Below are 22463 nucleotides of genomic sequence, written 5' to 3' on the forward strand. Positions count from 1 at the left end.
GAAGCACAATACCGGTATTGAGGTTCCGGTGTAGCCTACGTGAGGCACGACACCTTCGCGGCTAGGCTGGGTGCGTGACGTCGGAGCGCTCCTCGTGGACCTTTCTCAGCAACCACGGCCACGTGCTCGTCCTCGTCGCGCGCGAGCCGGGCATCCTGCTCACCAGCCTCAGCGAGCGCGTCGGCATCTCCGAGCGCGCCGCCCGCACGATCCTGCGCGACCTCGAGGAGGCCGGGTATCTCACGCGCACCAAGGTCGGGCGACGCAACCGCTACGAGGTGCACCCCGACGGCCCCCTGCGCCACCCCGAGGAGTCGACCACCATGGTCAGCGACCTCCTCGCCGCCTTCGGTCGCTGAGCGGCGCGTCGGCCTCTACGGACGGGACGGCTCGTCGTCCCAGCCGGGCACGACGACGACGTCGATGCCCTCGGACTCCCACAGCGCGATGACGTTCGGGTTGTCGTCCCAGGCGCGGACGACGCGGTAGCGCTGGCGCACCTGCGCGAGGACGTCGCGCTTGACCTCGACGTCGGGGCGGCCGTCGTGCTCGCCGCGCAGGTAGAGGTGGTCCGACGGCACGTCGTGCAGCGCGAGCCAGAACGACGTTCCCGCGCGTCAGTGCTCGCGGCGGGCAGTGACCACGACGACGGCCCGACCCTCGCGCGCCGCGGCCCGTGCCCCGTCGACGACCCAGGCGTGCGGCGGGCAGCCGAGGGCGGCCTCGTGGAACGCCTCGAAGTTGCGTCGCTCCCCACGCACGTGGTGCCGGACGCCCGAGACGTCGCACAACGTGCCGTCGACGTCGAAGATCTCGGCCTCCCGCATGGGCAGGAGCCTACGAGGGCAGGACGGCCAGCACGCCGTGCACGAACAGCTCGACGCCGATCGCGAGGATGAGGAAGCCCATCACGCGGGTAAGGGCGCCGATGCCGGTCGGGCCCAGCCGGTCGACGACCGGCGTGGCAAAGCGCAGCGCGAGCGCGATGAGCAGACCGATCGCGAGACCCGCGACGAGGATGCCGACGCGGTCGAGCGGGTCGGGGTGGCGCGCGGACAGCGCGATGATCACGCCGATCGCCCCGGGTCCGGCCACCAACGGCAGCGCCATGGGCGAGAACGACACGTCGGCCTTCGCGGCCGCGTGCTCCTTCTCGGCGTCCGTGCTCGTCTCCCGCGGCACGATCATGCCGAAGCCCGAGTGCGCCACCACGAGGCCGCCGGCGATCTGCAGCGAGGCGATCGTGATGCCGAAGGCGCTCAGCACGAGGCTGCCGAGGAGCGCGAAGACGCCCAGGATGGTCGCCACGTAGATGCCGGTGCGCCACGCCTGGCGTCGCACCTGGTCGGCGGGCTGGCCCTCGGTGAGGGCCGCGAAGGCGGCCACGGCCCCGAGCGGGTTGGTGATCGGCAGCAGCGCCGCGAGGGCGGCGAGGGCCACGGAGACGGACGTCACGCGTCCATCGTGGCAGCCACGGGCGACTCGGGCGCGTCGGCCCTCGCGTAGTCGCCGTGGGCGGTGCGACGCACCAGGCCCTGCTCCTCGAAGGCGTCGAGCCAGCCCTGCATGGGCCACCGCCCCCACCGGTCGCGGAACAGGCGGCCGTTGCGGAGCACGTCGTCGAGGTGCTGCACCGGCGGGGTCTGCGTCGGGTGGTGCTGGTGCGAGGCCCGCGCGCCGCCCACCCATGCGAGCGGCACGCCGGCCGCCGCCGCCCGCTGCCCGAAGTCGGTGTCCTCGGCGCCGTAGCCGGCGTACGCCTCGTCGAACCCGCCGACCCGCTCCCAGGTCTGCGGGGTGAGGGCGAAGGAGAGCGACCAGAACAGGTCGTGCCCGTCCGCGTCGACGACCACGTCGCCCGCGGGCGGCGCGGGGCGCGCCGGGTGCGGCGTCGCGAGCGTGTGCACGGTGTGCAGGTCGTAGCCGCCGGCCGGCGGCGGGGGCAGGTACGAGACCGGTCCGCAGAGCACCGCGTCCTCCGCGAGCGGACGCCGCGACGCCTCCTCGTAGGCGAGGACGAGCCCGGGGGAGGCGAGGCAGTCGACGTCGAGGAGCACGACCAGGTCGGCTCCGCGCTCGATCGCCGTGCGCGCCCCGAGGTTGCGGGCCGCGGCAAGCGGCAGCCGCTCGTCGGCGAGGGGCAGGTGCACGACGTGCGGACGTCGCCCGGGCGCCGGCCACCACGCGGCGCGCGGGTCGCCCATCGCCACCACGACGTGGTCGTCGGGCGGCACGGCGCCCTCCGCGAGCGACCGTTGCTGCAGCCACAGGTGACGGTGCCGGCCGTGCACGACCGTCACGACCGCGACCCGGCCCGACCCCTGCGGCGTCATCGGCTGTCCGTCCGCGCGTGCGCCACCTCGAGGACGACCTCGGCGGCGCGGGCGGCGCCCTTGCCGTCGTTCCAGACCTCCCAGTCGCGTCCGTCGCGACGCACCGCCTGCTCCAGCAGCGCGGCCCAGTCGTCGTCGGCGGGCGCCTCGGCGACGACGACGGGCAGCCGCCCGTCGGCCCGCAGTGCCGCGGCGGTGGTCCGCTGCTCGTCGTGCGGACGCTCCTGCGGCACGACCACAGCAGGCCGACGCGCCGCGGCCACCTCGGCCAGCGCGTTCTGCCCGGCGTGGGTCACGACGACGTCGGCGCGCAGCAGTGCGGGCCACGGGTCGTCCAGCCAGGAGCCGGCGTGGCCACCGAGCACCGTCCACGTCCAGCCGGGGGTGTTGCGTCGGGCGCGCTCGAGCGAGGCGTCGTCGATGCCGGGTCCGCCGGTGCCCGACAGGACGGTCACCTGGCGCGTGGCCGGAGGCGCGACCGCGTGCGGCTCCGGGCGGTCGTCGAAGCGCGAGAACGCGCCCACGTGCACGAGCCGCGGGTCGTCGGGGGCGACACCCTCGACGACGCCCGCGACGTCGGCGGGCCACGGCGCGACGATGCGGTCGGCGAGGTCGAGGGCCAGCTGGTGCGGCCGGTCGGTGCGGACGCCGGGCTGCAGCATCTGCACCACGGGCACGCCGTGCAGGCGGCAGAGCGCGGCCACCTCGACCGACGTGTCCACGACGACGACGTCGGGGTCGGTCAGGTCGATCCACCGCGAGATCGTCGCCATGCGCGAGCGCAGGCCGTCGTGCCCGCGGGGCACCCAGTGGAAGACCCCGCCGGCGGTCGGGTCCGGCGGGAGCTCGAACGGGTCGTCGTCGGCGTCCGGGTCGAGCCCGATCCACAGCTGCGGCCAGCCGCGCGGCGCGGGCAGCGTCGAGAACCCGGTCACCTCGTGCCCTCCGAGGTGGGGCAGGAGCGTCGTCGCCCGCATGACGTGCCCGTGCCCGTGGTGGTGGACGTAGTAGCCGATCATGAGGCCTCGGCGGGCTGGGTCGGGCTCTCGGCGCGGGCGTAGAGCTCCTCGTAGCGCGTGACCATCCGCTGCACGGAGCAGTGCCGTACCGCATGGTCGCGGACGGCGGTACGGTCGAGCGCGACCGCCTCGCGGGCGGCGCGGGCGAGGTCGTCGACGTCGTCGGGTCGCGCCAGCCGCCCGGCCGACACCCCGACCACCTCGGCCAGCGCACCGCGCGCGAACGCCGCCACGGGGGTGCCGCAGGCCATGGCCTCCGCCGCGACGAGGCCGTACGGCTCGTCCCACTGCGGCGTCACGAGCGCCACGCCGGCCCGCCCGACGAGGTCGCAGAGGGCGTCGGTGTGCAGGTGGCCGACGAGCCGGGCGTCGTCGCCGAGCAGCGGCTCGACCTCGCGACGCACGTAGTCGGCGTCCAGCACGGGTCCCGCGAGGTCGATCGCGAGACCGGCGCGTCGGGCGGCGAGGATGGCCAGGTGCGGAGCCTTCTCCGGCACGAGTCGGCCCGTCCACACCGCCCGCCCGCCCCCCGGACCCGGCTGCCACCGGGACGTGTCGACGCCGTTGGGCACCACCTCGGCCTGCACGGCGTGGGACCAGGCCGCGGCGGTGTGCCGGCTGACGGCGGCGAACGTCGACGCGCCGCCCGACATCGCGATGGCCGACTCGAGCCAGCCCAGCGGCGGGGTGTGCAGCGTCGTCACCATCGGCACCGACAGCATCGGCGCCATCGCCACGGGGAGGTGGTGGAGGCTGTTGTTGTGCACGACGTCGAAGCGCGACTGCCCGCCGCGGGCGAGCCGGAGCATGAGCGCCAGGTAGGCGTGGTGCTCGCGCATCCACGCGTCAGGGTGCGCGCCCACGTCGGCCCGCGCCGCCGCGCTCGGCTCGAACGGCGGCACGTCGAGCTCCTCGACGTCGAGTGAGGGGTCGGACCCGGGTGCGGCGAAGACGCTCACCCGGTGGCCGCGGTCGGCGAGCGCGTGGGCCAGCGTGGCCGTGTGCGCCTCCAGACCTCCCTGGAACGGCTCGGCGACGGGGAAGCGGGCGGACGCGACGAGGCAGATCCTCATCGGCCACCCACGGTCGCGATGCTGCACGCACCGGTCAGCGCGTCGGTGTAGACCGTGGCGTGGGCCTCCGCGAGCTGGCGACGCTGCGCCAGCCGCTGCGCCACCGTCGGCGCCGGGGTGGGCGTCGACGCCCACGCGTCGCGCACCGCCGCGACGAGGCTGTCGGCGTCGAACCGTTGCTCGTCGAACGTGAACGCGTGCACCGGCCCCTGGTCGGCGTAGTAGCCACAGCTCGGAGCGGCGACCGGGGTGCCGACGTCGCGGCACAGCTCGAGCCAGCCCGAGTGCGTGCCGAAGCGGTAGGGCAGCACGGAGAGGTCGAGCGACGCCAGGTAGTCGACCAGCTCGTCGTCGGTGAAGTAGTCGTGCACGCGCACGTCGACGACGTCGGGGGCGTCGGCGAGCCAGGCGGCCAGATCGGCGTCGAAGCGCGCGCCGCCCGGGTCGAGCACGTCGGTGTGGCCGTCGACCTGCAGCACGCCGCCCGGCACCTCCTGCACGGCGCGGAGCAGCGTCGGCAGGAGGGTGGCTGGGTCCATGCAGGCGCGCAGGCTCTTGACGTGCAGGCCGACGCGGAACTCGCCGCCGCGCTCCGCAGGCGCGGGCCGGTGTCGGGCGAGCCGCTGCATGGTGGTGGGCTCGACGACGTGCGGGTGGGGGAGCACCAGCGCGTCGCGGTCCCACCGGCGGCGCACCTCGGCGGCCGCGCCCTCGGTCAGCGTGGCCACGACGGCGGCCGCCGGCACGAGCACGTCGAGCTGGGCGTCGTGCAGGGCGCGGTCGAGGTGGTGCGGGTTGCGCAGGTCGTGCACGGTGAGCACGAGCGGCTTGCCGTGCGTGCGCAGCGCCTCGACCAGCGCGGTGAGCTGCGCCGGGGCGAGGGCGTCGAAGCCGAAGTGCACGTGCATCAGGTCGAAGGAGCCGTGCGAGCGCTCCACCCAGGCTGGGTCGAGCATCGCCGGCGGCCACCACGGCTGGCCCGCGGCAGCCGGTCCGCCCCCGGGTGCGGGGTCGGCCAGACGGCGCACGGGGTCGTCGAGGTCGAGGTCGGGCGACGACAGGTGCCGCACGTACACGTGCCCGGCGGGCACGGACGCGACCCTGATCTCGGGACGACCCCGGCGGGGCCCCATGGACGGCCCAGTGGACGACACCGTGGATGGCCCGGTGGACGACTCCGTGTCGGCGAGCGGCATGCTGACTGACCCCCTCGAGGCTGTGGGCGACCGCGGACCGGTCGCGTCCCAGGAGGTACCCGTGGCCGAGGGGGTGAACCCTCCCCGTCACACGCGTCGGGGGAGGCGTCCAGCGGACGGCCTCCCCCGTGGCGGGTGCGCCCGACTCAGAGGTCGAGCGTGCCCACCCAGCGCTCTCCCTCGTCGCCGCCCCACGCGTCCCACGCGACGCGACCGGGCGACGGGAAGCCGTCGGAGCCGTTCTTGAAGCCCTCGGCGTCCTTGTCGACGTCGTGCCGCTTGAAGTAGGCGCGCATCTTCGTGGCCTGCTCGTCGGTGAGCTTCTCGCCGTTCGCGAGCTGGTGGGCCCGGTGCTCGCCGGTGTCGGTGAAGCCCTTGCCGGCCTTGCCGTCCTCGATCCAGCGGACGGCCCGCTGCGCGGTCTCCTGCACGCCCTTCGGCGGCTCGTGCTTGCCCTCGCTCATCGTTGGACCTCTCTCGTCGTCAGCGCGATGGTCGCGAGGTCACGGGTTCTCGACGACGCCGTGGTCGCTCTTGTACGGCTCGCCAGTCAGCTTCGACTTCACCAGGCTGATCGCGGACGCGACCTTGCTGCCGGGCGTGTCCCAGTACTCCGCCTTGTCGACGCGCACCTTGATCAGCGTCGAGTTGTCGCCCTCCGGTCCCTCGGGCAGCCAGGCCTCGGCGAAGGTGTTCCACAGCTCCTTCAGCTTGGCGAGGTCGTCGACGACCTCCGCGTGGCCCGTGAGCGCCACCCAGGAGTCCGAGGAGCTGAACGTCAGCTGCACGTCGGACCGCTTCGCGACGTCGCGCGTGTGCTCGGTGTCCTTCGCCGTGATGAACCACAGCTCGGCGGGGTCGAGGTCGGTGTCCTGGCGCGCCATCGGGATGCTGCGCAGCGTGCCGTCGTCGGTGATGGTCGTGAACATGGCGATCCGCAGGTCGGTCAGCAGGTCGTCGAGGGTCTTCTCGTCTGTCGTGTCACTCATGGTGGCTCCTCGTCTCGGGGTCGTCTCGACCGTAGGACGGGGTCGGCGGGTACGCCTCCCGAAATTCGGGGGGTTCGACATCGCGTTCCGGGGTACCGGGCCCGGTCGACGTGCACGGCCGTCGATCGTCGCCGACGGTGGAGACATGACCGAGATCAGCCGTACGTTCACCGTCCAGCCCGCCCCCGCGACCGTCCTCGAGTACCTGAAGGACTTCTCGCACGCCGAGGAGTGGGACCCGGGCACCGAGTCGTGCCAGCGCATCGACGACGGCCCGGTCGCCGTCGGCAGCCGCTGGCGCAACACGTCGAAGATCGCCGGCGTCAGCACCGAGCTGGAGTACGAGCTCACCGAGCTCGACGACACGCACGTGCAGTTCGTGGGCACCAACGACACCGCCCACTCCACCGACACGATCACCGTCCAGCCGCACGGGTCGGGCAGCGAGATCACCTACGTCGCCGACATCCAGCTGAAGGGTGCCGCGAAGCTCGCGACGCCTGTCGTCAAGCTGGTCTTCGAGAAGATCGGCAGCGACACCGAGGACGACATGGTGCAGGTGCTCAACCGGCTCTGAGGCGTGCGTCGCTGAACCGGGACGTCGGGCCGGTGCGGGGAACATCCCGCTGCCGCCCGACGTTCACCCCCAGGTCTGCGCCGTGGTCGACGATGGAGCCCACGCGCCACCAGCACGCCCGGCACCGACCCCAGGGGACCGCATGAGCACCGCCACGACCGACCCGACCGCGACGACGGACACGCCCCCGCTGCCGCGCGAGCACCTGCTCGTCATCGGCACGCTGCTGGTGGCGTCGTTCGTGGTGATCCTCAACGAGACGGTCATGAGCGTGGCCGTGCCGGTGCTGCAGGACGACCTCGGCGTGCCGCCGTCGACGGGCCAGTGGCTGACTACCGCGTTCATGCTCACGATGGCCGTCGTCATCCCGCTCACCGGCTACCTGATCCAGCGGGTGGCCACGCGCACGCTCTACGTCGCGGCGATGTCGCTGTTCACGGCGGGCACGGTGCTCGCGTTCGCGTCGCAGGGCTTCGCGATGCTGCTGGTCGCGCGGGTCGTGCAGGCCTCGGGCACCGCCGTGATGCTGCCGCTGCTCATGACGACGGTCATGACGATCGTCCCCGTCGCCCGGCGCGGCGCGATGATGGGCAACATCACGGTGGTCATCGCCGTCGCCCCCGCGCTCGGCCCGACGCTCTCGGGATTCGTGCTCGACCACTTCGGCTGGCGATGGATCTTCGGCGTCGTCGCCCCGATCGCGCTGGCCGCGCTCGTGGTTGGCGCGCGCTACGTGGTCAGCGTGGCGGCCACCGGCGACCAGCGCATCGACGCCGTGTCGGTGCCGCTCTCGGCGCTCGGCCTCGGCGGTCTGGTGTACGGCCTCGTCGGCATCGGCGAGCACGCGCAGGGGTCGTCGGGCACGCCCACCTGGCTGCCGTTCGTCGTCGGCGGCGTGGCCCTGGCCGCCTTCGTCGCCCGCCAGCTGCAGCTGCAGCGTGACGACCGCGCGCTGCTCGACCTGCGGGTGTTCACGTCGGGCCAGTTCCGCATCGCCACGGGCGCGATGCTCATCGCCATGGCGGCCATGTTCGGCTCGTTCCTCCTGCTGCCGCTCTTCGCGCAGCAGACGCTCGGCCTCAGCGCGCTCGAGACCGGACTCATCACCCTGCCCGGTGGCGTCGTGATGGGCGTGACCGGACCGTTCGTCGGCCGGCTCTACGACCGGCTCGGCCCGCGCGTGCTCGTCGTGCCGGGCTCGCTGCTCGTGTCGGCGGGCCTGTGGCTGCTGGTCGACGTCGACGCGGACACGTCGGTCGCGTGGCTGGTGGGCGCCAACCTGGTGCTGATGCTGGGTCTGTCGGCCACGTTCACGCCGCTCATGACCACCGCCCTCGGGTCCGTCGAGCCTCGCCTGTACTCCTACGCGAGCGCCGTCGTCGGCAGCCTGCAGCAGGTGGCCGGCGCCGCCGGCGCGGCTCTCTTCATCACCATCATGACCGTCGTCTCCGCCAGCGGCGTCGACGCCGGACTCGGCGAGGGTCAGGCGTTCGTCGACGGCGTGCAGCGCGCCTTCCTCGTCGGCGCGATCCTCAGCCTCGTGCTCGTCGTCCTCGTCCCGTTCCTGCGCAAGGCCGACGCACCCGAGGGTGCGCCCGCTCACTGAGGGCGCCCCCGTCGCCCTGCGGGCGGTAGGTGGCGCGCGCTTCCTCGTCGGCGGCGGTAGGCAGCACGCGGAAAGCAGCGTCGAGAGCGCTACCCACCTACCGCTGACAGGTCGGGTTCCGCGCGCCACCTACCGCTGACAGGTCGGGTTCCGCGCGCCACCTACCGCTCGGGGGGCGGGTCCCCTCGTCCTCGGCTTCGCCGTCAGCGGACCCGTGCGGCGACGCCTGCCGCCCGGCCTCGTGCGGGTGCTGGTGCTCGTCGTCAGCGGGTCGTCGGCGCTGCTGCTGCTCGTACGCTCCCTCCTCGGCTGAGTCGCGCGCCCCGGCCCGGCGACCCATCAGACCTGGGCAGAACGCGCCAGACGAACCTCTCTCGTCTACACTGGCCGGAGCAGGAGCCGTACGGCCCGCACTCGTGGGTGGGTGCTCAGCCACCGACCCGCCGCCGATGTCACTGGCGGCCGAGTCGCCGTACGCCCTGTCGCGGCGACGGGCACGACCCGTCCGCCGCCGGCCGAGGCAGACGTCCGGCCGTGGAGGAGGAGCCTGTTGGCCACGAGAACGCAGCAGCGGAACCCGCAGAAGGCACGCCAGAACGGCAGCGGGGCCCGGCGCAAGAAGCACGATGACGACACCGGACTCATGCCCGTGCTCGCGAAGGCGGTGCGCGAGGTCGAGAACGCCGTGCAGCGACGACGCGTCACCGCGTCGACCCGCGCCACCTTCCAGGCCGTCGGCCTGCTGGTGCGCGAGGAGCGCGCCCGCGTGAAGACCGCCACCGACCTCACCGAGCCGCAGCGCGCCGACCAGCTCAAGCGACTCGACGGCGTCGCCACCATCCTGGCCAAGACCGCGACGCGCGAGCCCGCGCTGCTCATGCTGCTCACCGACGACGCCGAGATCTCCAGCTCGACCCTCGCCCTCAAGCGTGAGTTGATGGCAGCCTCCGGCCTCGAGCTGGCCGTCGAACCGCCCGCCGCCACCACCGAGCTGCGGGTCGACCGCTCCGTCGTGCCCCGCTCCGTCGTCGCGCGCCAGCTCGCCAACCCCTTCATGCCGCCGGAGTTCTCGCCCGAGCCGCCGCCCCGCACCGGGCCCAGCCGCCTCGCCACGTGGGAGCTCATCGGCCCCCTGCTGTCGTCGTTCGAGCGGGCCGCCGCCGGTGCGCCCGCCTGCATGGAGCTCCCCGAGCCGCTCCCGCTGAACCACCGCGGACCCGACCTCATGCGCCACCAGGCCCAGCTCGTGTCGTCCGCCGCCGAGGGACACCGCACCTTCCTGCTCGCCGACGAGCCCGGCCTCGGCAAGACCGCGCAGTCGCTGCTCGCCGCGCACGCGGCGCAGGCCTACCCGCTGCTCGTCGTCGTGCCGAACGTCGTCAAGGCGAACTGGGCGCGCGAGGTCGGGCTGTGGACCCCGCAGCGCGCCGTCACGGTCGTGCACGGCAACGGTGACGACATCGACGCGTTCGCCGACATCGTCGTCGTCAACTACGAGATCCTCGACCGCCACGCCGGCTGGCTCGGCGACCTCGGCTTCCGCGGCATGGTGCTCGACGAGGCGCACTTCATCAAGAACACGTCGTCGCAGCGCTCGCGTCACGTGCTGCGCATCGCCGACCGCATCCGCAGCCGCACCGCGCGACCGCTGATGATGGCGCTCACCGGCACCCCGCTCATCAACGACGTCGAGGACTTCCGCGCCATCTGGCAGTTCCTCGGCTGGATCGACGAGAAGAAGCCGCTTCCCGAGCTGATGCACCGGCTCGACGAGACCGGCCTGACGCCGCTCGACCCCGGCTTCTTCCCCGCCGCCCGGCAGGCCGTCATCGACATGGGCATCGTCCGACGTCGCAAGATCGACGTCGCCGCCGACATCCCCGCCCGCCGCATCGCCGACATGCCCGTCGAGCTCGACGGCGAGGCCGGCCGCTCCATCCGCGCCGCCGAGGCCGAGCTGGCCCGTCGGCTCGTCGCCCGCTACGACCGGGCGGCCGCCGCCCGGGTCGAGGCCGGGCACCCGGTGGCCGACGTGCTCGACCTCGACCTCGTCCGCAAGGTCGCGGCGTGGGAGCGCGAGGAGGCCAACGAGTCGACCGGCGAGAACGTGTTCTCGATGGTGCGTCGCATCGGCCAGGCCAAGGCCGGTCTGGCTGCCGACTACACCGCCCAGCTGGCGCGCAGCGTCGGCAAGGTCGTGTTCTTCGCGAAGCACCTCGACGTCATGGACGCCGCGCAGAAGGCGTTCGAGGAGCGCGGCATCGGCTACTCGACCATCCGCGGCGACCAGACGGCCGCGGCGCGCGCGAAGGCGATCGACGCGTTCCAGAACGACCCGGGCACGCAGATCATCGTCTGCTCGCTGACCGCGGCCGGTGTCGGCATCAACCTGCAGGTGGCGTCGAACGTGGTCCTGGCGGAGCTGTCGTGGACCGACGCGGAGCAGATGCAGGCGATCGACCGCGTGCACCGCATCGGTCAGGAGGAGCCGGTCACCGCGTGGCGCATCATCGCCTCGCAGACGATCGACACGCGCATCGTGGAGCTCATCGACAGCAAGGCCGGGCTCGCCGCCCGCGCCCTCGACGGTGAGGACACCGAGGTCGACGTCACCGACGTCCAGCTCGAGGCCCTCGTCGGCATCCTGTCGGACTCTCTCCGCTCGCGTCGCCGCTGACCGGGCCCGCTCCGCCTGCGCGTTTGCGTGGGGCCCCACTCAAACGTGCGAGAACGACGCACGGTTGCGTTGGGGGGAGCTGGTTTACGTGGGGCCCCACGTCAACGGGCCTGAGGACGCGAGGCGGGGCGGGCCGCTCGATCAGCGCCGGGCGGTCACGCCGCGCGGGAAGGCGGGGACGTCGCCGGGCCAGTCGCCCAACCGTTCGCGAGCGGGTGAGCCGTCGTCGGTGCGCACGTTGACGAGGCTGAAGGACGTCTGCCCGGGGACGGGCTCGCCGCGCTCGACCCATCCGCCCTCGGCCGCTGCTGCGTCGACGTCGAACTCGGGGCCGTCGCCGGTGTCGACGCTGACCGTGATGTACGTGTTCGGCAGGTAGCCGGTGCGCACGGACCACGCCGACTCCACCAGGAACGTCACCAGCGCGGGTCCGTCGACGATCCGGTACCCCGGCGCGACCGTGACCCGGACGTCGTAGCCGGTGTTGCCCTTGATGTTCGGCGGCTCGCCCCCAGCCACGTCGATCGTCAGGCCGGGGATGCTCGAGACGGCAGCCTGCGCCTGGCGCAACGTCTGCCCGCCCGACGCCGCGTCGTGGGGGATGTCGTAGCGCGGGCCGCCCGCAGCACCGCAGCCTGCGAGCGCGACGAGGACGGCGACGGCCGCGACGACGCGTCTCGTCCTCGAGCCTGCGTGCGTCGTCGTCGAGGTGCCCATGCGGGAGATCCTGGCATCTCGGGGGTCTTGCTGGGGTGGGGGCCTCAGAGGTCTCGTCCTCCTGCTGCGCTGCCTCGGGATGTCTCGACGTGCTGGTGCGACGTCTGCGCGGGTCTCGGCTCGTTGCTGCGCCGCCTCGGCGTTCGCTGGGGGTGGTCTCCGAAAGGGCTTCGACCGGGCGGCTGGCATCCGCGCTGGTCTGGGGTCTCGGGCCGGGAGTTGGTGCTGGGGCGAACGCACGCGGACGCAGAAGCTTGGGTGCCCTTGGGGTTGGGGGGGACGCACGATTCTGCTTTCGCGTGGAACGGTCCACGCCAAGGCAGAATCCTTCCGGCGCGACGCCCTCCATCGGTGGATCATCAACCGCAGGGGCGCTCCTGATGTTGCAGATCCACCGATGAAACGCGCGAACGCAGAGACGAAGAATCATGCGTCACCCGAGAGCCCAGGCCAGACCCCGAGACCCGAACCCGCCCCCAGGCCCGCTGCCGGTCGAGGCCCTTGCGGAGACCACCCCCAGCGCGAGCCGCGGCAGCGCACCAGCAAGGTCAGGCTCCCGCAGGCAGCGCACCAGCAAGGTCAGGCTCCCGCAGCCGGTGCGCCGGCGGGACCCCGTCAGGCCAACGCGCGGTCGAGGTTGATGGCGGCGCTGATGAGGGACAGGTGCGTGAAGGCCTGGGGAAAGTTGCCGAGCTGGTCGCCGGTGGCGCCGATCTGCTCGGCGTAGAGGCCGAGGTGATTGGCGTACGTGAACATCTTCTCCAGCGCGACCTCGGCCTCGCGCAGACGACCGGCGCGGGTGAGGGCCTCGACGTACCAGAACGAGCAGAGGCTGAAGGTGCCCTCGCCGTCGCCCACCCCGTCGCCGTCGGCGTCGGCGTCCTCGATGCCGTCGGGGGCGGCGTGGACGTCGTAGCGGAAGACGAGGCTGTCGGCGACGAGCTGCTCCTCGACGGCCGCCAGCGTCGACAGGAACCGCGGGTCGACGGGCGAGCAGAACTTCACCATCGGCATCAGCAGCACGCCGGCGTCGAGCACCGGGTCGTCGTCGGGGGCGGCGTCCGGGTCGGCCTCGGCCATGAGGAACGTCTCGTGGTGCGGGTCCCAGTGGTCGCTGAGGATCCGCTCGTGGATCTCGTCGCGCACCCGCGACCACGCGCCGACGTCGCCGGGCAGCCCCCGGCGCCGGGCCATGCGGATCATCCGCTCGACCGCGACCCAGCACATGAGCCGGCTGGTGGTGTGGGCGCGCACGTCGCCGCGGATCTCCCACATGCCGGCGTCGTCGGCGTCCCAGTGCTCGAGCACCCAGTCGAGCACGCGCCGCAGGTCGTTCCACGCGTCGTGGCTGATGCCCGGCCCGTACTTGTCGAACAGGTAGACGGCGTCGATGACCTCGCCGTAGATGTCGAGCTGCAGCTGGTCGACGGCCGCGTTCCCGACCCGCACCGGACGAGAGTCGCGGTAGCCCGACAGGTGGTCGAGCTCGTGCTCGTCGGTGGGCGCCGACCCGTCGATGTCGTACAGCACCCGCAGCGGCCCGAGCTCGGCCTCGTCCTCGCGCTCCTCGCCGAGCCGCTCCGACAGCCAGCGGGTGAACGCGTTCGCCTCCGACGTGAACCCGAGACGCAGCAGCGCGTACAGGCTGAAGCCGGCGTCGCGGATCCACACGTAGCGGTAGTCCCAGTTGCGGGTGCCGCCGATCGTCTCCGGAAGGCTCGTCGTGGGGGCGGCGACGATCGCGCCACTCGGCTCGTGGGTGAGCAGCTTGAGGGTGATGGCGGAGCGGTGCACCGTCTCGCGCCACCGGCCGGCGTACGTCGACTGCGACAGCCAGCTGCGCCAGAACTGCGACGTCGCCTCGAACAGCGCCGACGTGTCGGTGTCGTCGCAGCCGTCGGTGGGGGTGTCGGCGTGCGGATCGAGCACCTCCAGCACGAACAGGGCCCGCTCGCCCTCCTCGAGCGTGAACTCGGCGGTCACGTCGCCGGCGTCGACCTCGAGCGGCACCGTCGCACCGAACGCCATGCGCACGCCCGGGTCGTCACCCCGGCCCTCGCACGTGAGGGAGACGCCGTGGCCCGACGCGACGTCGAGCGTCTCGAGGTCGGGCGTCGTGCGCCCGTAGTGGGGGCGGGCCGCCACCCGGGTGCGGACCACGGAGCGCCCGCGGACGGCCACCACGCGACGCACGAGGCGCTGGCGGTGGTCGGCGTCCTCCGCCCGGAGCACGGGCATGAAGTCGTGCACCTCGACCACGCCGTCGTCGGTGAGGAAGCGGGTGGCGAGGATCGCGGTGTCGGGGAAGTAGAACTGCTGCGACCGCACCGACCCGTCGACCGGCTCGAGCTCCCAGGCCCCGCCGCGCTCGTCGTCGAGCACCGACGCGAACACGCTCGGCGCGTCGAAGCGCCCGGGACAGAACCAGCCGATGGTCCCGTCGGTGCCGACGAGCGCGGCCGTGCGCAGGTCTCCGACCAGGCCGTGGTCGGAGATCGGCAGCGGCCCCGACGTCGGACCTGGTGGGGACCCCGTCATCGCAGGTGCCAGCCGCGCTCGCCCGCGAGGTCGAGCGCAGCCTGCGGGCCCCACGAGCCCTTCTCGTACGTCTGCACCGGCGGCGGGTCCTCCAGCACGGGCGTGATGACCTGCCAGAGCCGGTCGACCTCGTCGCCGCGCGTGAACAGCGTCTGGTCGCCGTGCATGACGTCGAGCAGCAGCCGCTCGTACGCCTCGAGCGGCCGGTGCTCCGGGTCGTCGTCGGGCAGCTTGAAGGTGGCCGACGCACGCGTCAGCTCGAACGTCGGGCCGGGGCGCTTCACGTGCAGCGCGGCCGTCACCTCGGGCGCCTCGCCGAGCTCGAGCACGAGCCGGTCGTCGCCGTCCTGACGCTCGTCGAACAGTGGCTCCGGAGCACGGAAGAACAGGGTCGCGGTGCGTCGGGTGGCCGCCATCGCCTTGCCGGTGCGCAGCAGGAACGGCACGCCACGCCAGCGGTCGTTGTCGACGTGCACCCGGACCGCCACGAACGTCTCCACCTCGGAGTCGTCGTCGACGCCCTCCTCGTCGCGGTAGCCCTCGTACTGGCCCCGCACGACGTCGTCGGCGCGCAACGGCTGCAGGTCGGCGAAGACCGCGGCCTTCGCGTCGCGCAGGTGGTCGGCGTCGATGCTCTCGGGCCGCTCCATCGCCAGGAAGCCGAGCACCTGCGAGAGGTGCGTCGAGACCATGTCGCGCAGGGCGCCGGTGGCCTCGTAGAAGCTGCCGCGGCCCTCGATGGTGAGCTCCTCCGGCACGTCGATCTGCACGGCGCAGACATGCTCGGCGTCCCACGACGGCTCGAGCAGGCCGTTCGCGAAGCGCAGCGCGAGCACGTTCTGCACGGCCTCCTTGCCGAGGAAGTGGTCGATGCGGAACACGCTGTCCTCGCCGGCGACCTCGTCGAGCGTCGCCTGCAGCGAGCGCGACGACTCCAGGTCGGTGCCGAACGGCTTCTCCACGACGATGCGCGCGCCGTCGGCGATGCCCGTCTCGCCGAGCATGCGGATCATCGGCTCCATCGCGGCGGGCGGGACGGAGAGGTAGACCAGTCGGCGCGCATCGCCGCCCAGCTCGGACTCCGCGTCCCGCACGGCGGCCGCGAGGTCGCTGCCGTCGTCGGCGTCGGAGGTCTGGAAGCTGGTGCGCGAGACGAGCCGCTCGGCGACGTCGACGTCGAGGTCGTCGACGAACTCCTTGAGCCCGTCCATCACCTGCTCGCGGAAGTCCTTCTTCGGCTCGTGCCGCCCCGACCCGATGACGCGGTAGTCGGCGGGCAGCCGGTCGGCGAGCGCCAGCCGGTAGAGGCCGGGGAACAGCTTGCGCTTGGCGAGGTCACCGGTCGCGCCGAACAGCACGACGACCTGCGGAGGGAGGGAAGAGGAGGAGCTCACGACACGTCCTGGCGTCAGGGAAACGGGGTCACGTTCCACGCTAGGAGCGACCGTGGGGGAGCGCATGCCGACTGGACGTGACGTGGTCGCGCGACGGACACCTGTGGTGGTCCGCCGGGTCAGGCCAGGTCAGGTCGGGTCTGGTCAGGGGGCCACGACGGGCTCGACGTCGGCGACGGTCTTGTCGGCGCGCAGGCCGCGCCAGACGGGGTGGCGCAGGTGGCCGGAGTCGGTCCAGCCCGCCGCGGTGACCTCGCCCACGAGCTCGGCTTCCGTCCACACCGCCTCCCGGGCGACGTCGCGCGGGGCCTCGACGGTCGGCTGGTCGCGGCGCAGCGGCTCGAGCCGGCGAGCGAGGTCGGCGAGCGCGCGCTCGTCGAACCCGGTGCCCACGCGACCCGCGTAGCGCAGGTCACCGGCCGCGTCGGGCACCGCGACGCCGACGCCTGGGCGTTCGAGATGAAGTGGGACGGCGTCCGCGTGGTGGGAGCGCGGCGTCGAGGTCGCCGTCGAAGGCGGCGGGCACGTCGACCCGGTCGGCGTCGTCGAGGTCGAGGCCCTCGAGCAGCTCGCGGCGCTGCACGTAGGGCAGGCCCGTGACGTCGGTCCCGCCCAGCCGCAGCAGGTCGAAGACGACGTAGCGCACGGGCACGGCCCGGCGCGCCGCGGCGACGTCGCGCGGCCGGACGAGCCCGATGCGCTGCTGGATGCGTCCGAACGACGGCGCACCGTCGTCGCCGAGCGCGACGACCTCGCCGTCGACGACGGCATCGTCGAGGTGCAGCCCGGCGAGCGCCTCGGCGACCTCCGGGTAGGTCGTCGTCACGTCCTTGCCGCTGCGCCCCACGAGCCGCACGGCCCCGCCGTCGCACGTCGCCACCACGCGGACGCCGTCCCACTTCATCTCGAACGCCCAGGCGTCGGCGTCGCGGTGCGGGTCGAGGCCGTCGGGCCGGCTCGCGAGCATGGGCGCGACGGTCTCGAGGCGGCCGGCGTCGGGCGGACCCCCGCCGTCGGGCTCGTCCGTCGTGGGCGTGGTCGTGGACGCGGTGCCATCGTCGGCTGCCGCAGTGTCGGCTGCCGCAGTGTCGGGGGCCGCCGGCGGGTCCATGCGGTGCATCAACCAGTTCTCGCCAGTGCGGATGAGGGCGAACCGCACGCTGCCGCCCAACCCGCCGTCCGCGGACCCGTGCAGCACGGCGATGACCTCGCCCTCCTTCCACTTCTCCAGCGTGTACGTGCCGTGGTCCCAGATGCTGACCTGCCCCGCGCCGTACTCGCCCTTCGGGATGGTCCCCTCGAACGTCGCGTACTCCATCGGGTGGTCCTCGGTGGGGACGGCGAGGTGGTTGCGGCTCGGGTCGGTCGGCGGACCCTTCGGCACGGCCCACGAGACGAGCACGCCCTCGCGCTCCAGCCGGACGTCGTAGTGCAGGCGTGTGGCGTGGTGCTCCTGCACCACGAAGATCGGGTCGGCGCCCCGCTCCGTCGGCGCCTCCGCGGGCACCGGCTCGGGGGGGCGCGACGCGTCGCGCATCGAGCGGTAGACCGTCAGCCGGTCCGGTGCGGCCACAGGTGCCTCGTCGCCCGACGTCGGCTGCGGGTCCAGCCCGGCGAGCGGGTCGTCGTCGCGCTCGAGCACCTCCTCCATCGTCAGGTGACGCAGGTCGGGCCCCAGCTCGTCCCACGACCGCGGCGCGGCGACGAACGGACCCTCCCCGTCGGCCGCTGCACGACCGCGCAGCGAGTACGGCGCGATCGTCGTCTTCGCCTGGTTGTTCTGGCTCCAGTCGACGAGCACGCGACCCTCGCGCAACGACTTCTTCATCGACGAGACCACGAGGTCGGGCAGCTCGTCCTGCAGCGCCGCAGCGACCTGCTTCGCGAAGGCGTTCACGTAGTCGGCATCGTGCTCGCCCGTCAGGTGCGCGTACAGGTGCAGGCCCTTGCTGCCGCTCGTCACCGGGAACGCCTCCAGCCCGACGTCGGCCAGCAGGTCGCGCGCCGCGTGCGCCACCTCCACACACTCCGCCAGCCCCACGCCCGGGCCGGGGTCGAGGTCGAGCACCAGACGGTCCGGGTGGCGCGGCGTCCCGTCGGCCTCCACCCGCCACTGCGGCACGTGCAGCTCCAGCGCCGCCACCTGCCCCAGCCACGCCAGCGCCGCCGGCCCGTCCACGAGCGGGTACACGTTCACGTGGCTCTTGTGCCGCACCACCACGCGGCGCACCCAGTCAGGCGCGGAGTCCGGCAGGTTCTTCTCGAAGAAGAGCTCTGTGCTCATCTCCGCCCGCGGCCCGGAACCCCCGCCGGGGGCCTCACCGACAGCGCCGACGCCGTCCGGCCAGCGCTTGCGGGTGACCGGCCGCCCGGAGGCGTGGGGGAGGAGCCGGTCCGCGACGGCCACGTAGTAGGAGATCACCTCGGCCTTGGTGGTGCCCGTCGCCGGGTACAGCACCTTGTCGGGGTTCGTCAGACGCAGGCGCCGACCGTCGATCGTCACGGTCTGGCTGCTCGACGAGCCGCGGCTGGGCATGCCGCCGGGTCAGGCCTTCTTGCGGGCGCGCGGCTTCGACGCGGTGCTGCCGCCCTGGCCGCGACGCTCCTTGCTCCGCTCGACGCTGCGCTTGAGCGCCTCCATCAGGTCGACCACCTCGGCGTCGTCACCGTCGTCGTCGCTCGTGCCGAACGTCGCCGCCGTGTCGATCGTGTCGCCCTGCTCGAGCTTGGCCTCCACCAGCGTCCGCAGCTGCTCCTGGTAGTCGTCGGTGAACTGCGACGCGTCGAAGTCGGCCGCGAGCGAGTCGACCAGCTGCGAGGCCATGTCGCGCTCCTTCGCGCTGATCCGCGGCACGGTCTCCAGCACGTCGAAGTCGGCGGTGCGCACCTCGTCGTCCCACAGCATCGTCTGCAGCAGCAGCGTCTTGTCGCGCACGCGCAGCACCGCCAGGCGCGACTTCTGCCGCAGCGCGAACCGCACCACCGCGCTGCGGTCGGTGTCCTCGAGGGCGCGGCGCAGCAGCGTGTAGGGCTTGATCGCCGTCTTGTCGGGCTCCAGGAAGTACGCCTTGTCGAGCCGGATCGGGTCGATCTGCTGGGCCGGCACGAACTCCAGCACCTCGATCTCCTTCGCCGACTCCGCCGGCAGCGACGCGAGGTCGTCGGCGGTCAGCACCACCGTGTTCTCGCCGTCGTCGTACGCCTTCGCGATGTCCTCGTAGGCGACGACCTCGCCGCAGACCTCGCACCGTCGCTGGTAGCGGATGCGCCCGCCGTCCTCCGCGTGCACCTGGTGCAACGACACGTCGTGGCTCTCGGTGGCGCTGTAGACACGCACCGGCACGTTGACCAGGCCGAAGCTGATCGACCCCTTCCAGAGCGAACGCATGGGATCAGTGTTCCGCACTGGAAGGTCGGCGGCCACTCCGTGACGCACGACGGGCCGGGACCCGAAGGGCGTCGCCGGCTGGTACGGCGGCGGGGGCGGGGTCTGCTTGCCCTTGAGCGTCGCGAAGGCGGCGGCACCCGCACCGATCAGCAGGCCGATGCCCACCACGCGGCGCAGACGTCGCTTCTTCTTGGGCTTGACCTCCTCGGGCAGGCGGTCGGCGACGCCCTTGGGGAGGCGGTCGTAGGTCTTCTCGCTCAGCTCGGGCGCGCGGTCGAGGAGGTCGTGCCCGATCTCGGGAAGACGCTCGCGCAGGTCGGCGACACCGGACTGCGCCTTCGCGACGACGGTGTCGCGCACCTCGGGCGCCCGGTCGGCGAGCTGCTGGCGGACGCTGTCGGCCTGGGCGACGAGGTCGTCGAGGCGGCCCTCGAGGCGCTCCTGGACCTTGTCCCGGACGGTCTTGTTCTTCCTCAGCGACATGCTGGCACGGCTCCTCGGTCGGCGTGGATGCTTCTGCTCACGACACTATCGCCGGGTCCTGGACGACGCACCCTGGCCGTCGACATGACCGGACATCCGCCCAGTTTTCGATGTTCGGCGGCGCGAGCGACCCCGTTCTTGCGATCATGGCGGGCGTCGTCGGAGTGGCGTCCAGGGGAGGTCCAGGTGCTGCGCAAGGTCGCCGAGCTGCGAAGGGCCGTGGGTTGGCCCGCCATGACGGCGGCGACGGTGCTGCTCAGCCTGACCGCCCTCTGCATGCTGGCGCTCACGCTCGCCACGTGGCAGCCGGACAACAACCCGCGCTGGGTGCTCTACGTCCTCGTGGTCGTGGCGCTCGGCGGTCTCGCCTGGACCGTGAGGCGCGGTGCGTTGCTCGAGCCGCGCGAGGTCGCGGCGATGGTGTCGCTCTGCTTCGTGGCGCTCGCCGTGCTGACGTGGGGCACCGAGCGTCAGGTCGCCGTCCTCGCCAACGGCACGAGCACGCCGACCCTGGCCGTCTTCGCCGTGTGGTTCCTGCCGCTGGCGCTGGCGCGCGTGGTGTCGTACGTCGGCACGGCGCTGTGGGTGCTGGCCGTCGCCTCGCACCACGACCCGCAGATGCTCGGGCCGACGGTCGCCGTCGTCGTGCAGGTGCTGGTGGGCACCGAGGTCCTGGGTCGGCTGCGGCTGCGGCTCGACCGGCTCGCCCGCACCGACCAGCTCACCGGCGCGCTCAACCGGTGGGGCGTGCAGGCCGTGGTCGACGCGCAGCTGGTCCGGCGCCGCCGGCTGGGGACGCCGCTGACCGTCCTCGCCCTCGACGTCGACGACCTGCGCGCTGTGAACACCCTCGGGGGCCACGCGGCGGGCGACCGGCTGCTGACGTCGGTCGTCGAGCACCTGCGCGCCGGGCTGCGCGAGGGTGACGTGCTCGGCCGCCTCGGGGGCGACGAGTTCCTCGTCGTCATGCCTGGAGCCGACCACGGCGTCGCCGACGTCGTCGCGCGGCGGCTGCAGGTGGGTGCTCCGGCATCGTGGTCGTGCGGGGTGGCGCAGGCGCGTGCCGACGACGACGTCGCGTCGCTGCTCGCGCGGGCCGACGACCGGATGTACGCGCAGAAGCAGGGGCGTCGACCGGAGTCGGGTCAGACCTGAGTGACGCCCGGCGCGGGGTCGGGGTCGTCGGCGACCGACGTGAGCAGCCCGCGGCGCTCCGCCCAGGTCTCGAACCAGATCGTGAAGAACGGCGGGATGGACGCCGCCAGCGCCAGGGCGAGGGTCTTGAGGTTCCAGCGGAACGTCGACCACGCCACGACCGCGAGCGAGCAGTAGGCGAGGAACAGGACGCCGTGGATCGGGCCCACGATCGGCACACCGCCCTCGAGTCCGGCGTGCGGGTCGTCCTGCACGACCCACTTGAAGAACATCGCGACGAGCAGCGCGCCCCACGACACCGCCTCGGCGAAGGCGAAGATGCGGAACCAGCGCCGCACCGACCGGGCCCGGTCGTGAGGCTGGGGGACGGTCTCGGGGGCCGCAGGATCGGTCACGACCCACAGCGTAGTGGCGTCACACAAAGGAAACAGCCTCGTGGTGAGATGGGGACATGGCCTTCCTGCTGCGCGTCGAGCTGCCCGACGTCCCGGGCTCGCTCGGTGCGCTGGCCACGGCGCTCGGTGGTGCGGGTGCCGACATCGAGGCGATCGAGATCGTGGAGCACCGCGCCGACGGCAAGGCGGTCGACGACGTGCTGCTCGAGCTGCCGCCGAGCGTCATGGCCGACGCCCTCGTGACGGCGTGCCACGAGCTCGACGGCGTGCGGGTGCACTGGATCTCGCGGTACAACGCGGGCGCCAACCTGAGCATGGACCTCGAGGCCGTCGAGCAGTTCACGTCGGAGCCGCAGCACGCCGTCGAACGGCTCGTCGAGGTCGTGCCGGCCACGTTCCGCACCGACTGGGCCATGGCGCTGCGCCGCGTCGACGGCGAGGCGTCGGTGCTGTTCGCGTCGCCGTCGGCCCCGAAGCTCGTGCCCGAGGCGGCGGAGTGGCTGTCGATCAGGTCGTCGTCGCGCCTGGAGGGCGTCGAGGCGTGGTCGTCGACGCTGCTCGCCGGCACGCACGCGAAGGACCGTCAGGGTCGCGGCTTCGTCGTCGTCGTCGGACGGCACGGGGGCCCGGAGTTCCTCGCCTCCGAGCTCGCCCGCCTGGGCCACATGACGTCGCTCGCGGGGTCGGTCCAGGCCTGACCCCCGCTGCGCCTTTACGTGGGGCCCCACGTCAACGCGCGCTGGGGGCCGTCGGTTGCGTGGGGGAGTTCACTTTTGGGTGGGGCCCCACGTAAACAGGCGCTGGGGGCCGTCGTTTGCGTGGGGGAGTTGACCTTTGGGTGGGGCCCCACGTAAACAGTGCGTCCCACCCCAGGACTGGGTGGGGGAGTCGCACCTGGGGTGGGGCCCCACCCCCAGGGCAGC

21 protein-coding genes and 1 pseudogene are annotated in these 22463 nt (G+C 72.9%); 6 read left to right on the forward strand and 16 right to left on the reverse strand.

Annotated elements, in window-relative coordinates; all coding sequences use genetic code 11:
- Window positions 1-74 precede the first annotated feature (74 nt).
- A complete protein-coding gene (locus A6Q81_RS17040; protein WP_067860540.1) occupies window positions 75-359 on the forward strand; it encodes a helix-turn-helix transcriptional regulator in 285 nt (94 codons plus the stop codon).
- 15 nt (window positions 360-374) lie between these two features.
- On the opposite strand, the pseudogene A6Q81_RS17045 reads toward A6Q81_RS17040, so the two are convergent.
- The 9 genes and pseudogenes from A6Q81_RS17045 to A6Q81_RS17085 all read right to left on the reverse strand — a co-directional run.
- A pseudogene (locus A6Q81_RS17045) lies at window positions 375-596 on the reverse strand (phosphatase domain-containing protein); the annotation flags it as partial.
- 21 nt (window positions 597-617) lie between these two features.
- Window positions 618-827: an HAD family hydrolase gene (locus tag A6Q81_RS17050; RefSeq protein WP_286691208.1), complete on the reverse strand. Its 210-nt coding sequence runs from the start codon at window positions 825-827 to the stop codon at window positions 618-620.
- 10 nt (window positions 828-837) lie between these two features.
- Window positions 838-1455: a MarC family protein gene (locus A6Q81_RS17055; RefSeq protein WP_286691209.1), complete on the reverse strand. Its 618-nt coding sequence runs from the start codon at window positions 1453-1455 to the stop codon at window positions 838-840.
- Entirely contained in the window at window positions 1452-2333 is an 882-nt protein-coding gene (locus A6Q81_RS17060) for a glycosyltransferase family 2 protein (protein ID WP_083516493.1), read from the reverse strand. Before A6Q81_RS17060 ends, A6Q81_RS17055 begins: the two co-directional genes overlap by 4 nt.
- Window positions 2330-3352, reverse strand: a complete 1023-nt coding sequence (locus A6Q81_RS17065) for a glycosyltransferase (protein WP_286691210.1) — start codon at window positions 3350-3352, stop codon at window positions 2330-2332. The genes A6Q81_RS17060 and A6Q81_RS17065 overlap by 4 nt, the downstream gene beginning before the upstream one ends.
- Complete coding sequence (locus A6Q81_RS17070; RefSeq protein ID WP_286691211.1) at window positions 3349-4425, reverse strand: glycosyltransferase; 1077 nt, start codon at window positions 4423-4425, stop codon at window positions 3349-3351. Before A6Q81_RS17070 ends, A6Q81_RS17065 begins: the two co-directional genes overlap by 4 nt.
- The gene (locus A6Q81_RS17075) at window positions 4422-5516 is read right to left on the reverse strand and encodes a glycosyltransferase family protein (RefSeq protein ID WP_236749758.1); all 1095 of its coding nucleotides are present in this window, start codon (window positions 5514-5516) and stop codon (window positions 4422-4424) included. Before A6Q81_RS17075 ends, A6Q81_RS17070 begins: the two co-directional genes overlap by 4 nt.
- Window positions 5517-5767: 251 nt before the next feature.
- A complete protein-coding gene (locus tag A6Q81_RS17080; RefSeq protein ID WP_067860529.1) occupies window positions 5768-6085 on the reverse strand; it encodes a hypothetical protein in 318 nt (105 codons plus the stop codon).
- A gap of 39 nt (window positions 6086-6124) precedes the next feature.
- On the reverse strand, window positions 6125-6610 hold the full coding sequence (locus A6Q81_RS17085) for a pyridoxamine 5'-phosphate oxidase family protein (protein ID WP_286691212.1): 486 nt from the start codon (window positions 6608-6610) through the stop codon (window positions 6125-6127).
- Between the two features lie 145 nt (window positions 6611-6755).
- Between A6Q81_RS17085 and A6Q81_RS17090 the strand changes: the two genes are divergently transcribed.
- The 3 genes from A6Q81_RS17090 (at window position 6756) to A6Q81_RS17100 (ending at window position 11470) form a co-directional block, all read left to right on the forward strand.
- Window positions 6756-7187 carry an SRPBCC family protein gene (locus tag A6Q81_RS17090; protein WP_286691213.1) on the forward strand — a complete coding sequence of 144 codons (432 nt, stop codon included), beginning with the start codon at window positions 6756-6758 and terminating at the stop codon, window positions 7185-7187.
- Between the two features lie 142 nt (window positions 7188-7329).
- Window positions 7330-8793 carry an MDR family MFS transporter gene (locus A6Q81_RS17095; protein ID WP_286691214.1) on the forward strand — a complete coding sequence of 488 codons (1464 nt, stop codon included), beginning with the start codon at window positions 7330-7332 and terminating at the stop codon, window positions 8791-8793.
- A 550-nt stretch (window positions 8794-9343) separates the two neighbouring features.
- Window positions 9344-11470, forward strand: a complete 2127-nt coding sequence (locus A6Q81_RS17100) for a DEAD/DEAH box helicase (RefSeq protein WP_317698522.1) — start codon at window positions 9344-9346, stop codon at window positions 11468-11470.
- A gap of 141 nt (window positions 11471-11611) precedes the next feature.
- On the opposite strand, the gene A6Q81_RS17105 is transcribed toward A6Q81_RS17100, so the two are convergent.
- The 6 genes from A6Q81_RS17105 to ku all read right to left on the reverse strand — a co-directional run bounded on the left by A6Q81_RS17105 (window position 11612) and on the right by ku (window position 19990).
- Complete coding sequence (locus A6Q81_RS17105; protein ID WP_286691215.1) at window positions 11612-12187, reverse strand: hypothetical protein; 576 nt, start codon at window positions 12185-12187, stop codon at window positions 11612-11614.
- A 615-nt stretch (window positions 12188-12802) separates the two neighbouring features.
- Window positions 12803-14725 (reverse strand): glycoside hydrolase family 15 protein, encoded by a 1923-nt coding sequence (locus A6Q81_RS17110; protein ID WP_286691216.1) that lies wholly within the window; start codon window positions 14723-14725, stop codon window positions 12803-12805.
- On the reverse strand, window positions 14722-16119 hold the full coding sequence (gene zwf, locus A6Q81_RS17115; protein ID WP_067860514.1) for a glucose-6-phosphate dehydrogenase: 1398 nt from the start codon (window positions 16117-16119) through the stop codon (window positions 14722-14724). Before zwf ends, A6Q81_RS17110 begins: the two co-directional genes overlap by 4 nt.
- A gap of 144 nt (window positions 16120-16263) precedes the next feature.
- Entirely contained in the window at window positions 16264-16551 is a 288-nt protein-coding gene (locus A6Q81_RS17120) for an ATP dependent DNA ligase (protein ID WP_286691217.1), read from the reverse strand.
- Window positions 16532-18622 (reverse strand): non-homologous end-joining DNA ligase, encoded by a 2091-nt coding sequence (gene ligD / locus A6Q81_RS17125; protein WP_286691218.1) that lies wholly within the window; start codon window positions 18620-18622, stop codon window positions 16532-16534. Before ligD ends, A6Q81_RS17120 begins: the two co-directional genes overlap by 20 nt.
- A gap of 42 nt (window positions 18623-18664) precedes the next feature.
- Complete coding sequence (gene ku / locus A6Q81_RS17130) at window positions 18665-19990, reverse strand: non-homologous end joining protein Ku (RefSeq protein ID WP_286691219.1); 1326 nt, start codon at window positions 19988-19990, stop codon at window positions 18665-18667.
- A gap of 186 nt (window positions 19991-20176) precedes the next feature.
- Here ku and A6Q81_RS17135 point away from each other — a divergent pair, with 186 nt between their 5' ends.
- Window positions 20177-21145, forward strand: a complete 969-nt coding sequence (locus A6Q81_RS17135) for a GGDEF domain-containing protein (RefSeq protein ID WP_067860506.1) — start codon at window positions 20177-20179, stop codon at window positions 21143-21145.
- On the opposite strand, the gene A6Q81_RS17140 is transcribed toward A6Q81_RS17135, so the two are convergent.
- Complete coding sequence (locus A6Q81_RS17140) at window positions 21136-21540, reverse strand: DUF3817 domain-containing protein (RefSeq protein WP_202967679.1); 405 nt, start codon at window positions 21538-21540, stop codon at window positions 21136-21138. The two genes, A6Q81_RS17135 and A6Q81_RS17140, sit on opposite strands and share 10 nt — an antisense overlap.
- 56 nt (window positions 21541-21596) lie before the next feature.
- Between A6Q81_RS17140 and A6Q81_RS17145 the strand changes: the two genes are divergently transcribed.
- The gene (locus A6Q81_RS17145; RefSeq protein ID WP_067860502.1) at window positions 21597-22238 is read left to right on the forward strand and encodes an ACT domain-containing protein; all 642 of its coding nucleotides are present in this window, start codon (window positions 21597-21599) and stop codon (window positions 22236-22238) included.
- The last annotated feature ends 225 nt before the right edge of the window (window positions 22239-22463 follow it).

It is taken from the genome of Aeromicrobium sp. REDSEA-S38_B2 (assembly GCF_001628525.1).
Classification (GTDB): Bacteria; Actinomycetota; Actinomycetes; order Propionibacteriales; family Nocardioidaceae; genus Aeromicrobium; species Aeromicrobium erythreum.

What these genes read in the sequence shown, in the direction of transcription:
- A6Q81_RS17090 (WP_286691213.1), top strand. Translation starts at nt 6,756, where the DNA reads ATGACCGAGATCAGCCGTACGTTCACCGTCCAGCCCGCCCCCGCGACC.
- A6Q81_RS17065 (WP_286691210.1), bottom strand. Translation starts at nt 3,352, where the DNA reads ATGATCGGCTACTACGTCCACCACCACGGGCACGGGCACGTCATGCGG.
- A6Q81_RS17095 (WP_286691214.1), top strand. Translation starts at nt 7,330, where the DNA reads ATGAGCACCGCCACGACCGACCCGACCGCGACGACGGACACGCCCCCG.
- A6Q81_RS17080 (WP_067860529.1), bottom strand. Translation starts at nt 6,085, where the DNA reads ATGAGCGAGGGCAAGCACGAGCCGCCGAAGGGCGTGCAGGAGACCGCG.
- A6Q81_RS17110 (WP_286691216.1), bottom strand. Translation starts at nt 14,725, where the DNA reads ATGACGGGGTCCCCACCAGGTCCGACGTCGGGGCCGCTGCCGATCTCC.
- A6Q81_RS17050 (WP_286691208.1), bottom strand. Translation starts at nt 827, where the DNA reads ATGCGGGAGGCCGAGATCTTCGACGTCGACGGCACGTTGTGCGACGTC.
- A6Q81_RS17060 (WP_083516493.1), bottom strand. Translation starts at nt 2,333, where the DNA reads ATGACGCCGCAGGGGTCGGGCCGGGTCGCGGTCGTGACGGTCGTGCAC.
- A6Q81_RS17105 (WP_286691215.1), bottom strand. Translation starts at nt 12,187, where the DNA reads ATGGGCACCTCGACGACGACGCACGCAGGCTCGAGGACGAGACGCGTC.
- A6Q81_RS17145 (WP_067860502.1), top strand. Translation starts at nt 21,597, where the DNA reads ATGGCCTTCCTGCTGCGCGTCGAGCTGCCCGACGTCCCGGGCTCGCTC.
- A6Q81_RS17085 (WP_286691212.1), bottom strand. Translation starts at nt 6,610, where the DNA reads ATGAGTGACACGACAGACGAGAAGACCCTCGACGACCTGCTGACCGAC.
- A6Q81_RS17070 (WP_286691211.1), bottom strand. Translation starts at nt 4,425, where the DNA reads ATGAGGATCTGCCTCGTCGCGTCCGCCCGCTTCCCCGTCGCCGAGCCG.
- ku (WP_286691219.1), bottom strand. Translation starts at nt 19,990, where the DNA reads ATGTCGCTGAGGAAGAACAAGACCGTCCGGGACAAGGTCCAGGAGCGC.